Raw genomic sequence first — 12,034 nt, 5'->3', positions numbered from 1 at the left:
CCGACCCTGCCGGGCCCCGCCCCGGCCTCCGCTCCCGTGCCCGACCGGGCTGGTCGGGTGCCGGGGCGCGGGCCGGGAGGGGCCGGGAGGAGGGTCAGCCGGTGCGGACGCGGAGGGCTCGGGCCAGGTCGTCGAGCTGGTCGACGAGCTTGCGGCGCAGGAGCGGGAGGATGTCCGGGTCGGCGAGGCAGGCGTGGCCGGCCTTGAGGTTGTCCTCGTCGACGGCGTAGGCGGGGAAGGCCCACCGGCCGGCCGCCTCCCCGATGGCGGGGCCGCGGCGGGCGCCGAGGGCGACGGCCTCGGGGTAGTAGCGGGGCACGTACTCCCGTACGAGATCGGCCTGTTCGGGCTGCCAGAAGCCCTGGGCGGTGGCGCTGAAGAGGTAGTTGGACAGGGTGTCGTCGTGGAAGAGCCGGTCCCAGGCGGCGGCCTTGGCCTCGGCGGTGGGCAGGGCGGCGCGGCAGCGGGCCGCGCCTTCCTCGCCGGTGGCGCTGGGGTCGGCGGCGAGGGCGGCGGCGATGTCGTCCTCCCCGATGGCGCCGAGTACGGCCAAGCGGGCGAGGATGCGCCAGCGCAGCTCGGGGTCGAGTGCGGGGCCGCCGGGGACGGTGTCGTCGGAGAGCCAGGAGGCGAGCGTGTCGGGCCGGGTGGCGCTGTCGATGAGGGAGCGTACGGCGGTCAGCCGCAGGCCGGGCTCCGAGCCGTCCTCGGTCTGGCGGATCAGCTCGTGCGCGATGGAGGTGAGGGCGTCGAGCGCCGCGGTCCGCTCCTCGGGGGCGAGGTAGCGCACGGCGATCTGCTGCCGGGCGAAGGCGAGGACGCCCTGGACGATGGCCAGGTCGTGTTCCTCGGGCAGGTGCGCGGCGGCGGTCAGCAGGTAGACCTGCGGGTCGAGTTCGCCGTCGCGGACCATGTCGCGCAGGGAGTTCCACACGACGGCGCGGGTGAGGGCGTCGGGGATCCCGGAGAGGCCGCGCAGGGCGGTCTCGACGGAGGTTTCGTCGAGCCGGACCTTGGCGTAGGTGAGGTCTCCGTCGTTGAGCAGGAGCAGGGCGGGGCGCGGGCCGCTGACCGAGACGATCTCGTCGGAGGGGATGTCGAGGTCGAGGTGTTCGCGCGCCTGCAGGGCGCGGCCGTCGGCGGGGTCGCGGTCGTAGACGCCGACGGTGATGTGGTGCGGGCGGCTGCCGCGGCGGTCGACGGTGAGGGTCCACCCCTGCGCGCCTTCCTCGATGCGCGGGGTGAGGGTGTCGGCGCCGGTGGTGCGCAGCCAGCTGTCGGCCCAGGCGCGGACGTCGCGGTCGGTGTGCGCGGCGAGGGAATCGACGAAGTCGGCGAGGGAGGCGTTGGCGAACTTGTGGCGGGCGAAGTGGGTGTTGATGCCGGCCAGGAAGTCCTTCTCGCCGAGCCAGGCGACGAGCTGGCGCAGGGCGGAGGCGCCCTTGGCGTAGGAGATGCCGTCGAAGTTGAGGAGCGCGGAGGCGGTGTCGGGAACGTCCTCGGGGGCGGGGGCGACGGGGTGGGTGGAGGGCCGCTGGTCGGCGTCGTAGCCCCAGGGCTTGCGGGTGACGCCGAAGTCGGTCCAGGTGTCGGTGAAGCGGGTGGCTTCGGTGAGGGTCTGGTAGCCCATGTACTCGGCGAAGGACTCGTTCAGCCAGATGTCGTCGAACCAGGCGAGGGTGACGAGGTCGCCGAACCACATGTGGGCCATCTCGTGGGCGATGACCATGGCGCGGGACTGGCGTTCGGTGTCGGTGACGGCGGAGCGGTAGATGAACTCGTCGCGGAAGGTGACGAGGCCGGGGTTCTCCATGGCGCCGGCGTTGAACTCCGGTACGAAGGCCTGGTCGTAGGAGTCGAAGGGGTACGGCTCGGTGAACTTCTCCTGGTAGCGGTCGAAGCAGGCCTTGGTGAGGGAGAGGATCTCGTCGGCGTCGGCGTCCATGTGGGGGGCGAGGGACTGGCGGCAGTGGATGCCGAAGGGCAGTCCGGCGTGTTCGGTGGTCACGCTGTGCCAGGGGCCGGCGGCGACGGCGGCGAGGTAGGTGGAGATGACGGGGGTGGGGGCGGACTGCCAGATGCCGGCGCCGTCACTGTCGCGGTCGCCGGTGCGGGTGGTGACTCCGTTGGCGAGGACGGTCCAGTGCGCGGGGGCGGTGACGGTGAACTCGAAGACGGCCTTGAGGTCGGGCTGGTCGAAGGCCGGGAAGACGCGCTGGACGTCGTCGAGGAACAGCTGGCTGTAGACGTACGTGTGCCCGTCCGCGGGGTCGGTGAAGCGGTGCAGGCCCTCGCCGGTGCGGGAGTACCGCATGCGGGTGTCGAGGCGCAGTTCGTGGGGGCCTGGGGTGAGGCCGGTGAGCGGGAGACGGTTGTCGTCGAGGGCCGCCGGGTCGAGGGGGTCGCCGTCGAGGGTGGCGGAGCGCAGCAGGTCCGGCTTCAGCTCGATGAAGGTGTCTGCGGTGGTGCGGGCGGTGAACCGGATGACGGTGGTGGAGTCGAAGGTCTCGTCCCCGCCGGTGAGGTCGAGGGTGACGGCGTAGTGGTGGACGTCGAGGAGCCGGGCTCGGTGCTGCGCTTCGGTGCGCGTCAGTGCGGACATGGGCCCATGCTGCCTCAGCGGGTGCCGGGCCCGGGGGTCTGCCCCGGGGGTCTACTCCTCGCCTGCGGCGATCGTCTCGTGGTGGCGGATGACCTCGGCAATGATGAAGTTGAGGAGCTTCTCGGCGAAGGCCGGGTCGAGCTTGGCGTTCTCGGCGAGCTGGCGCAGCCGGGCGATCTGGCTGGCCTCGCGGCCCGGGTCGGCGGGGGGCAGCTGGTGGCGGGCCTTGAGGTGGCCGACCTGCTGGGTGCACTTGAAGCGCTCGGCGAGCATGTGGACCACGGCGGCGTCGATGTTGTCGATGCTGTCGCGCAGGCGGGCGAGTTCGGCGGCGACGCTCGCGTCGATGCCGGGGGCGGCCTGGGGCTCGCCTTCACCGCTGGTGCTGACGCTGCCGTTGTCGCTGCCGTTGCCGTTGCCGTTGCTCATGCCGTTGCCGGTGTTGCTGATGCTCATGGTTCCCGAGAATACGGGGCGGCGGCGGGTGCGTCCTCGGGCAGTCGGCCAGTGAGACGCGGAGGTGGCCGCGCTGCCGGTGGCGGGGTGTGGGGCGGCGTGGAGGCTTCGGGCGCCTCCCCGGGGCGGGTGCCCGCCGGCACCCGCCCCGGGACGCGCACTGGCTACAGCGTGGCCGCTGCGCTCTTGATCGCGGCGGCGAAGGTGGAGACCTCGGTGTAGACGCCGGGGTAGTCGGGGCGGGCGCAGCCTTCGCCCCAGCTGACTATGCCGACCTGGATCCAGGCTCCGGCGTCGTCCCGGCGGAACATCGGGCCTCCGGAGTCGCCCTGGCAGGTGTCGACGCCGCCCTCCTCGTAGCCGGCGCAGATCTCCTCGGCGGGGACGAGCGAGCTGCCGTACGAGGCCTGGCAGCTGGCGTCGGAGACGAAGGGGACGGTGGCCTTGCGCAGGTAGCGCTGCTGGCCGCCGCCCTCGCGGGTGGCGCCCCAGCCGGCGACGGTGAAGGTGCCGTTGTCGTAGGCCTTGGTCTCGGCGATCTTGAGGGTGGGCAGGTTGATGGGCTGGGCGAGCTTGATCAGGGCCCAGTCCTTGCCCGTGCCGTTGTAGCCGGGGGCCTGGAGGACCTTGGTGGAGCGGACCTTGATGGCGCTGGAGCTGTTGAGGTCGACGACTCCGGCGGTGGCGGTGATGGAGGTGTTGTTGCCGGATCCGCTGACGCAGTGGGCGGCGGTGAGGACGATCTGCTGGGTGTACAGGGCGCCGCCGCAGCCCATGGAGAGGCGCACCATGAAGGGGAACTCGCCTTGGGCGGCTCGGGTGCCGCCGACGACGGGGGCGGTACCGGCGGTGGCGCTGCCGGGCTGGAGGCTGACGGCTGCGAGGGCGACCGCGCCGACGGCGAGAGTGCGCTTCAAGAACCGCGTGAGGGTACTCACAGTCAACACACTGCCTTTCGTGGGGGGTTGGGCCGTGCGTGTGTCATCGGGTGAATGACACGTCCATGACACAGCAGCCGTATGGCGGGCATCAAGAACGCACTTTCGGCCACCACGTGTTCGAGCGACAGGATGTCCGCCGCAGCCCGTTCGCCACCGCAGAACAGACGGCCACCCCGAACCGAGCGCGCCACAGACCGGGCGCCCCGACTCCACCGCGTCAACGACCATGCCCGCAGCGGGACTTCAATCTGCAGGCAAGCGTCGATCCCGCCGGAGGCGGGGGGCGGGGGTGGGCATATGGGCCCATCTCACGAGCATTCACCTCCCGGTCGTGAAAGATTTCCTACTGGTCGGTAGACATGCGGCGGGTTCTCGCCAACTCTGGTCGTTCACATGCCACTTCGTGACCCAGGAGCGCCCCCCATGCGCAGCAGCCGTCGCACCCGTATGTCCCGTACCGCCGCCGCAGGCGTGGCCGCAGCGGCCGCCGTCCTGACCCTGGTACCGGCCACCGCCGCCCAGGCGGCCCCCGTCACCGCGTCGGCCTCCGCGTCCGCGCCCGGCGGCAACGCCGCGATCCTCGGCATCGACTACGGCACCTGGCAGCGGGACGTCGCCTCGGTCATCGACGCCGCCCGGCCCGGCATCGAGCAGCGCATCGCCGCCTCGCCCGCCGGGGAGAAGCCCGCGATCGTCCTCGACATCGACAACACCTCGCTGGAGACGGACTTCCACTGGTTCTGGACGTTCCCGACCCCCGCGATCTCCAAGGTGCGCGACCTGACCCGCTACGCGAACGAGCGCGGCGTCGCCATCTTCTTCGTCACCGCCCGCCCCGGGATCATCCACTCCCTCACCGAGCACAACCTCAAGGCCGTCGGCTACCCCGTCTCGGGCCTCTACGTCCGTGACCTGCCCGACCTGTTCGACGAGGTCAGCGCCTACAAGACGGGCAAGCGCGCGGAGATAGAGGCGCTCGGCTACACGATCATCGCCAACATCGGCAACAGCCCGACCGACCTCGTCGGCGGGCACGCCGAGCGCACCGTCAAGCTGCCGGACTACGACGGCAAGCTGTCCTAGCCCGAGGCCCCCGGCCCGGGAGTCAGTGGTCCGCAAGCAAGTGCTACAAGCTGATGGGCCGAGCGCGGTTCAGCACGTGCAGGGAGCGGGTAGTCATATCCCACCGCACCGGTGAAGACCCGGGCCCGACCCCTCGCCAGGGGGCCGGGCCCGCTTCCGTGGACCGGCCGCAACTGCCGTGACCGACGGCGGACGGCAGTCAGCCGAAGCGTCAGCCGTCGAGCGGCGTCACTGGCCGACCACGACCTCCTCGCTCGGCGCGGCCGCCACGTTCAGCTGCCAGGAGACGCCGAAGCGGTCGTTCACCCAGCCGAAGCGGGCGCTGAACCCGTACGACCCCAGGGGCATCAGCTCCTGCCCCTGCTCGGCGAGTGCGCCGTAGAGGCGGTCGATCTCGGCCTCGTCCTCGCACTGGACGTACAGCGACACCGCGGGGGTGAAGCCGAACGCGTGCGGAGACGGGCTGTCGATGCACATGAACCGCTGTCCGGCCAGGGCGAAGGTCGCGTGGCGCACGGTCCCCTCCGCCCCGGCGCCGGGCCCGGTCTCGTCGGGGCCGTAGCGGCTGACGGACAGGACCTGCCCGTCGTCGAAGAGGGAGGTGTAGAAGAGCATGGCCTCCTCGGCCCGCCCCTCGAACATGAGGAACGTGGTGATCTTCTGCGGGGGCGGTGTGACGGCCATCGTGGGATCAGGCTCCTTCGGCTCTCGTCCCGGAGCCGGTCGGACCCGGGACCCTGGGCGGAGTCTTCCCGATCGGGCCACCCGCCCGGCGCCTGCCACGCACACCGGCGGAGCCGGGCCTCACCGCGCCCCGTACACCGGCAGCGGCGCCTCGGCCGCCGCGAGGAGTTTCAGCGTGGCCTCCCCCGCCTCCGACGCGGTCCACCGCGCCCCCCGGTCCGCGGTGGGCCCCGGCCGCCAGCCCTCCATCACCGTGATCCGGCCGCCCTCCGCCTCGAAGACCCGGCCCGTGACACCGGCCGAGGCCTCCGAGCCGAGCCACACCACCAGCGGGGAGACGTTCTCCGGGGCCATCGCGTCGAAGCCGCCCTCCGCGGGGGCGGCCATGGTCTGCGCGAAGGCCTGTTCCGTCATACGGGTCCGGGCGGCCGGGGCGATCGCGTTGACCTGGACCCCGTACCGGCCCATCTCCGCCGCCGCGACCAGGGTCATGCCGAGGATCCCCGCCTTCGCCGCGCTGTAGTTGCCCTGGCCGACCGAGCCCAGCAGCCCGGCCCCCGAGGAGGTGTTGACCACCCGGGCCGCCACCCGCCGGCCCGCCTTCGCCTGCGCCCGCCACCACGCGGCCGCCGCCCGCAGCGGCAGGAAGTGCCCCTTCAGGTGCACCCTGACGACCGCGTCCCAGTCGTCTTCGTCGAGGTTGACCAGCATCCGGTCCCGCAGGAAGCCCGCGTTGTTGACCAGGGTGTCCAGGCGGCCGAAGGTGTCGACGGCCGTCTCCACCAGCGAGTCCGCTCCCGCGGACGTCGCGATGTCCCCGCCGTGCGCCACCGCCTCCCCGCCCAGCTCCCGGATCTCGCGGACGACCAGCTGCGCGGGACCGTCCGCGGCCGCTCGGCCGTCCAGCGCGACCCCCAGGTCGTTGACGACGACCTTCGCCCCCTCCGCCGCGAAGGCCAGGGCGTGGGCCCGCCCCAGCCCCCGCCCCGCACCCGTCACGATCACGACCCGGCCCTCGCACAGTCCCGCCATGTCAGCTCTCCTTGTTGACAGTTGCCGCATCCAAGAACGCGGGGCGCTCCCCGCCCCCGTGTACGAGCAGGCTCGCCCCGCTCACGTACGCCGCCCGGGCGGAGGCCAGGAACACCGCCGCCTCGCCCACGTCGGAGGGCTCCGCGAGCCTCCCCAGCGGTACGGTCGCGCCCACGGCCGCGATCCCGGCCTCGTCCCCGTAGTGCAGGTGCGCCAGCTCGGTGCGCACCATGCCGAGGACGAGGGAGTTGACCCGTACCTCGGGCGCCCATTCCACGGCCATGGACCGGGCCAGCTTCTCCAGGCCGGCCTTGGCCGCCCCGTACGCCGCCGTGCCCGGGGAGGGCCGGGTGCCGCTGACGCTGCCGATCATCAGTACGGAGCCGCGGGTGCGCCGCAGCCACGGGTGGGCCGCCAGCGAGGCCGTCAGCGGCGCGATCAGGTTGAGCTCGACGACCCGCGCGTGGCGCCGCGCCTCCCGCGCGCCCTCCCCCTCACTCGCTTCCTCCCCCGCGCCCAGTAGCCGGTACGGCGTCCCGCCCGCGTTGTTGACCAGGCAGTCGAGCCGTCCGTACCGGCCCCCGACCGAGTCGAACAGGGCCCCCACCGCGTCCGGATCGCGCAGGTCGACCGGGACGAAGGACGCCTCCCGACCCCCCGCCGCCACCGGTTCGTGCGGGGGCCGGCGGGCGCAGACGACGACCTCGGCCCCGGCCGTGAGGAACGACCGGGCGATTCCCGCGCCGACGCCGCGGGTTCCCCCGGTGACGACGACGACCCTCCCGTCGAGCTCCATGGGCTGCTACCTTCCTCACCTAACAAATGTTTGGTGGAAAGGTAGCTGATCCTCTCATGGGTGTCTCCACCTCCGGCCCGGACCAGGGCGTCGCCTGCGTCACCGTCGACTTCCCGCCCGTCAACGCGCTGCCCGTGCAGGGCTGGTACGACCTCGCCGACGCCCTGCGCGCCGCCGGCCGCGACCCCGCGGTCCGGTGCGTGGTCCTCGCCGCCGAGGGCCGCGGCTTCAACGCGGGCGTCGACATCAAGGAGATCCAGCGCGACACCGGCCACGGCCGCCTCATCGGCGCCAACCGGGGCTGCTCCGAGGCCTTCGCCGCCGTGTACGAGTGCGAGGTGCCGGTGGTCGCGGCCGTGAACGGCTACTGCCTGGGCGGCGGCATCGGCCTCGTCGGCAACGCCGACGCGATCGTCGCCTCCGACGACGCCGTCTTCGGCCTGCCCGAGCTGGACCGGGGCGCACTCGGCGCCGCCACCCACCTGGCCCGGCTCGTCCCGCAGCACCTGATGCGCACGCTGTACTACACCTCGCGGACCGCCACCGCCGCCGAACTGCACGCGCACGGCTCGGTCTGGAGGGTGGTCCCGGCGGGCCGACTGCGCGCCGCCGCCCTGGAGCTGGCCGCCGAGATCGCGGCCAAGGACGGCTGTCTCCTGCGGCTGGCCAAGGCGGCCATCAACGGCATCGACCCCGTGGACGTGCGCCGCAGTTACCGCTTCGAGCAGGGCTTCACCTTCGAGGCCAACCTCAGCGGGGTGGCCGACCGGGTCCGCGACACCTTCGGGAAGGGACAGGGAGACTCCGCATGACCGACAAGACCATGAGCCCCGAAGAGGTCGTGGGGCAGCTGCGCAGCGGCATGACCCTGGGCATCGGCGGCTGGGGTTCGCGCCGCAAACCCATGGCCCTGGTGCGCGCACTGCTCCGCTCCGCCGTCACCGATCTCACCGTGATCTCCTACGGGGGCCCCGACGTCGGCCTGCTGGCCGCCGCGGGCCGGATCAAGAGGCTCGTCGCCCCCTTCGCCACCCTGGACTCCATCCCGCTGGAGCCCCACTTCCGGGCCGCCCGCGAGCGCGGCGCCTTCGCCCTCACCGAGCTCGACGAGGCCATGTTCATGTGGGGCCTGCACGCCGCCGCGAACCGGCTGCCCTTCCTGCCCGTCCGCGCCGGGCTCGGCTCCGACGTGATGCGGGTCAACCCGGAGCTGCGCACCGTCACCTCGCCCTACGCCGACGGGGAGGAGTTCGTCGCCGCCCCCGCCCTGCGCATGGACGCCGCCCTGGTCCACCTGAACCGGGCCGACCGCCTGGGCAACGCCCAGTACCTGGGGCCGGACCCGTACTTCGACGACCTCTTCTGCGAGGCGGCCGAGGCGGCCTACGTCTCCTGCGAGCAGCTCGTCGAGACCGCCGAGCTCGCCAAGGCGGGCCCCCCGCAGTCGCTCCTGGTCAGCCGGCACTGCGTCACCGGGGTCGTGGAGGCCCCGGGCGGCGCGCACTTCACCTCCTGCGTCCCCGACTACGACCGCGACGAGGCCTTCCAGAAGCTGTACGCGACCACCCCCTGGCCCGAGTTCGCGGAGCGCTTCCTGTCGGGCGCCGACGAGCACGACTACCAGCGCGCCGTCCGGACCTGGCACGAGGAGCAGAAATGACCAGTCGTGCGGAGTACTGCGTGATCGCCTGCGCCGAGGCCTGGCGCGACAACGGCGAGGTGCTGGCCAGCCCGATGGGCCTGATCCCCTCCTTCGGGGCGCGTCTCGCGAAGCGGACCTTCTCCCCCGACCTGCTGCTGACCGACGGCGAGGCCATGCTCGTCGGACTGGACGGCACGGCCGAGGGCTGGCTCCCGTACCGGCGGCACCTGACCATGGTCACCGGCGGCAAGCGGCACGTGATGATGGGCGCCAGCCAGATCGACCGCTTCGGCAACCAGAACATCTCCTGCATCGGCGACTGGCGGCGGCCGTCCCGCCAGCTCCTGGGGGTGCGCGGCGCTCCCGTCAACACCCTGAACAATCCGGTGAGTTACTGGGTCCCCCGGCACTCCACCCGGGTCTTCGTCGAACGGGTCGACATGGTCAGCGGCGTCGGCCACGACCGCGCCGAGGCGGCCGGGGTGACGCGCTACCACCGCCTCCCGCGGGTGGTCAGCGACCTCGGCGTCTTCGACTTCACCGGCCCGGGCCGCTCGATGTGCCTGGCCTCCGTGCACCCGGGGGTCAGCGTCGAGCAGGTCCGGGCGGCCACCGGCTTCGACTTGGCCGTCGCCGAGCAGGTCCCGTACACGCGGGAGCCGAGCGCCGAGGAACTGCGGCTCATCCGCGAGGTCATCGATCCGCGGGGGCTGCGCGACCGGGAAGTGCGGGGCTGATCCGGTGGAGACGGCATTCACCGAGCTGGTCGGCGTGCGCCACCCGATCGTGCAGACGGGCATGGGCTGGGTCGCAGGCCCGCGCCTGGTGTCGGGCGCGGCGAACGCGGGGGCGCTGGGGATCCTGGCGTCGGCGACGATGACGCTGGACCAGCTGCGCTCCGCGGTCCGCGAGGTCAAGTCGCGCACCGCGCCCGGGACCCCCTTCGGGGTCAACCTGCGCGCGGACGCCGGGGACGCGGCCGAGCGCGCCCAGCTGATCATCGACGAGGGGGTGCGGGTCGCCTCCTTCGCCCTCGCGCCCTCCAAGGAGCTGATCGGGCGGCTGCGCGACGCGGGCGTGGTGGTCATCCCCTCGGTCGGGGCCCGGCGGCACGCCGAGAAGGTGGCCGCCTGGGGCGCCGACGCGGTGATCGTGCAGGGCGGTGAGGGCGGCGGCCACACCGGGGACGTGGCGACGAGCGTGCTGCTGCCCCAGGTCGTGGACGCCGTGGGCGTCCCGGTGGTGGCGGCGGGCGGCTTCAGCGACGGACGCGGTCTGGTGGCCGCCCTGGCCTACGGGGCGGCGGGCATCGCCATGGGCACCCGTTTCCTGCTGACCTCCGACTCCACCGTCCCGGACGCCGTGAAGGCCGCGTACCTGAAGGCCACGGTCAAGGACGTCACCGTCACCACGGCCGTCGACGGGCTGCCGCACCGCATGCTCCGCACCGAGCTGGTCGACTCCCTGGAGCGCGCGGGCCGCGTCCGGGCCCTGGCCCGGGCGGTGCGGCACGCGGCCGGTTTCCGCAAGCTGTCCGGTCTGAGCTGGCCGCGGATGGTCCGCGACGGCCTCGCCATGAAACACGGCAAGGACCTGTCCTGGAGCCAGGTCCTGCTCGCGGCGAACACCCCGATGCTCCTGAAGGCGTCCATGGTCGAGGGCCGTACGGACCTCGGCGTCATGGCATCGGGCCAGGTCGCGGGGGTGATCGACGATCTGCCGTCCTGCGCGGAGCTCGTCTCCCGCGTCATGGCCGAGGCACACCAGGTACTGGAAGCACTCGCAGCGCAGCACTCGCTCCGCACCCTGCCACCCGCAGGGTGATCCCCCTTCTCCGCCCCAGGAGTCGCCCCCATGAGCCGTGCCCGTATCCGCCTGGCGACCGCGGCGGCCGCCGCCGCACTCGCCCTCGGGACCCTGCCCGCCTCCGCGTACGCGGCGGCGGGGCCCGGCGCCGGGGTCAGTGCCCGGCCGCACTGGCACCAGCAGCAAGAAGAAACGATTCGCCAGATCACCCTCCAGGGCGCCGTCAACCTCCGGGACGTCGGCGGCTACCGCACCTGGACGGGCGGCCAGGTCCGCCACGGGCTGGTCTACCGCTCCGACGCGCTGAGCAAGCTGACCGACGCGGACCTCACCACGGTCTCCGGTCTGGGCCTCACGAAGGTCCTCGACTTCCGCATCCCCATGGAGGTCCAGTACGACGGCGCCGACCGGCTGCCCGCCCCCCTCACCCCCACCTCCCGCCCGGTCAGCGACCTCGGCCTGTACGGGACCCTCGTCGGCGCGATCACCAGCGGCGACCCCGTCACCCAGGAGCAGATGCTCGGCGGCGGCCGCGCCGAGGCCTACATTCGCGACATCTACCGCACCTTCGTGAGCAGCCCCGAGAACCGGGCGCAGTTCGCGGCGGCCCTGCGGGAGATCGCGGACGGCGCCCAGGGCCCGCTGCTGTACCACTGCACGTCGGGCAAGGACCGCACCGGCTGGATGAGTTACGTCCTGCTGCGCGCGCTGGCCGTGCCCGAGGACGCCGCCGCGCGCGACTACCTGGCGTCGAACACCTTCCGCGCCGCCTACGACGCCCGGGTGCGGGCGGGCCTCAAGCAGTCCGGGCGGATGCAGAACCCGGACCTGCTGATCCCGCTCCAGGAAGTGCGTCAGGACTACCTGGACGCCGCGACGGCCCGGATGGTGGCCGACTACGGCAGCTTCTACGGCTACCTCACCGAAGGCCTCGGCCTGGACCTGCGGACCCTGGCGAAGCTGCAGAACAAGATGGTCCGCTAGGAGCTGCC

At 72.8% G+C, this 12,034-nt stretch carries 12 protein-coding genes; 6 read left to right on the top strand and 6 right to left on the bottom strand.

Going from position 1 to position 12,034, the window contains the following annotated elements:
- Positions 1-94 precede the first annotated feature (94 nt).
- The 3 genes from pepN to ACF059_RS26280 form a co-directional block, all read right to left on the bottom strand.
- A complete protein-coding gene (pepN, locus tag ACF059_RS26290; RefSeq protein WP_392061531.1) occupies positions 95-2,602 on the bottom strand; it encodes an aminopeptidase N in 2,508 nt (835 codons plus the stop codon).
- A gap of 51 nt (positions 2,603-2,653) precedes the next feature.
- Positions 2,654-3,031 (bottom strand): chorismate mutase, encoded by a 378-nt coding sequence (locus ACF059_RS26285; protein WP_392061913.1) that lies wholly within the window; start codon positions 3,029-3,031, stop codon positions 2,654-2,656.
- 191 nt (positions 3,032-3,222) lie between these two features.
- Positions 3,223-3,975, bottom strand: a complete 753-nt coding sequence (locus tag ACF059_RS26280) for a serine protease (RefSeq protein WP_392061528.1) — start codon at positions 3,973-3,975, stop codon at positions 3,223-3,225.
- 447 nt (positions 3,976-4,422) lie between these two features.
- On the opposite strand from ACF059_RS26280, the gene ACF059_RS26275 reads away from it, so the two are divergent.
- Positions 4,423-5,082, top strand: coding sequence for an HAD family acid phosphatase (locus ACF059_RS26275; RefSeq protein ID WP_392061525.1), 660 nt, complete (start codon positions 4,423-4,425; stop codon positions 5,080-5,082).
- Positions 5,083-5,310: 228 nt separating this feature from the next.
- Here ACF059_RS26275 and ACF059_RS26270 read toward each other — a convergent pair whose 3' ends face one another.
- From ACF059_RS26270 to ACF059_RS26260, 3 genes are all read right to left on the bottom strand, one after another.
- Positions 5,311-5,766, bottom strand: coding sequence for a VOC family protein (locus ACF059_RS26270; protein WP_392061522.1), 456 nt, complete (start codon positions 5,764-5,766; stop codon positions 5,311-5,313).
- 120 nt (positions 5,767-5,886) lie between these two features.
- Complete coding sequence (locus ACF059_RS26265; protein ID WP_392061519.1) at positions 5,887-6,798, bottom strand: SDR family oxidoreductase; 912 nt, start codon at positions 6,796-6,798, stop codon at positions 5,887-5,889.
- 1 nt (position 6,799) lies between these two features.
- Entirely contained in the window at positions 6,800-7,594 is a 795-nt protein-coding gene (locus ACF059_RS26260) for an SDR family oxidoreductase (protein ID WP_392061516.1), read from the bottom strand.
- 56 nt (positions 7,595-7,650) lie between these two features.
- On the opposite strand from ACF059_RS26260, the gene ACF059_RS26255 reads away from it, so the two are divergent.
- Genes ACF059_RS26255 through ACF059_RS26235 form a run of 5 tightly spaced genes read left to right on the top strand, consistent with a single transcriptional unit; the run spans position 7,651 to position 12,026 of the window.
- Positions 7,651-8,406, top strand: a complete 756-nt coding sequence (locus ACF059_RS26255) for an enoyl-CoA hydratase family protein (RefSeq protein WP_366866869.1) — start codon at positions 7,651-7,653, stop codon at positions 8,404-8,406.
- Positions 8,403-9,254: a CoA transferase subunit A gene (locus ACF059_RS26250; protein WP_392061512.1), complete on the top strand. Its 852-nt coding sequence runs from the start codon at positions 8,403-8,405 to the stop codon at positions 9,252-9,254. Before ACF059_RS26255 ends, ACF059_RS26250 begins: the two co-directional genes overlap by 4 nt.
- A complete protein-coding gene (locus tag ACF059_RS26245) occupies positions 9,251-9,973 on the top strand; it encodes a CoA-transferase subunit beta (protein ID WP_392061509.1) in 723 nt (240 codons plus the stop codon). The genes ACF059_RS26250 and ACF059_RS26245 overlap by 4 nt, the downstream gene beginning before the upstream one ends.
- Positions 9,974-9,977: 4 nt before the next feature.
- On the top strand, positions 9,978-11,060 hold the full coding sequence (locus ACF059_RS26240; protein ID WP_392061506.1) for an NAD(P)H-dependent flavin oxidoreductase: 1,083 nt from the start codon (positions 9,978-9,980) through the stop codon (positions 11,058-11,060).
- A 30-nt stretch (positions 11,061-11,090) separates the two neighbouring features.
- A complete protein-coding gene (locus tag ACF059_RS26235; protein WP_392061503.1) occupies positions 11,091-12,026 on the top strand; it encodes a tyrosine-protein phosphatase in 936 nt (311 codons plus the stop codon).
- Positions 12,027-12,034 lie beyond the last annotated feature (8 nt).

The organism is Streptomyces sp. NPDC016562 (assembly GCF_043076955.1).
Classification (GTDB): Bacteria; Actinomycetota; Actinomycetes; order Streptomycetales; family Streptomycetaceae; genus Streptomyces.
Note: the sequence above shows the minus strand (reverse complement) of the source record. Positions and strands in the feature narration are given on the sequence as shown.

Excerpts from the sequence above, each read along its gene's own strand:
- pepN (WP_392061531.1), bottom strand. The coding sequence starts at position 2,602 with ATGTCCGCACTGACGCGCACCGAAGCGCAGCACCGAGCCCGGCTCCTC.
- ACF059_RS26285 (WP_392061913.1), bottom strand. The coding sequence starts at position 3,031 with ATGAGCAACGGCAACGGCAACGGCAGCGACAACGGCAGCGTCAGCACC.
- ACF059_RS26275 (WP_392061525.1), top strand. The coding sequence starts at position 4,423 with ATGCGCAGCAGCCGTCGCACCCGTATGTCCCGTACCGCCGCCGCAGGC.
- ACF059_RS26270 (WP_392061522.1), bottom strand. The coding sequence starts at position 5,766 with ATGGCCGTCACACCGCCCCCGCAGAAGATCACCACGTTCCTCATGTTC.
- ACF059_RS26265 (WP_392061519.1), bottom strand. The coding sequence starts at position 6,798 with ATGGCGGGACTGTGCGAGGGCCGGGTCGTGATCGTGACGGGTGCGGGG.
- ACF059_RS26260 (WP_392061516.1), bottom strand. The coding sequence starts at position 7,594 with ATGGAGCTCGACGGGAGGGTCGTCGTCGTCACCGGGGGAACCCGCGGC.
- ACF059_RS26255 (WP_366866869.1), top strand. The coding sequence starts at position 7,651 with ATGGGTGTCTCCACCTCCGGCCCGGACCAGGGCGTCGCCTGCGTCACC.
- ACF059_RS26250 (WP_392061512.1), top strand. The coding sequence starts at position 8,403 with ATGACCGACAAGACCATGAGCCCCGAAGAGGTCGTGGGGCAGCTGCGC.
- ACF059_RS26245 (WP_392061509.1), top strand. The coding sequence starts at position 9,251 with ATGACCAGTCGTGCGGAGTACTGCGTGATCGCCTGCGCCGAGGCCTGG.
- ACF059_RS26235 (WP_392061503.1), top strand. The coding sequence starts at position 11,091 with ATGAGCCGTGCCCGTATCCGCCTGGCGACCGCGGCGGCCGCCGCCGCA.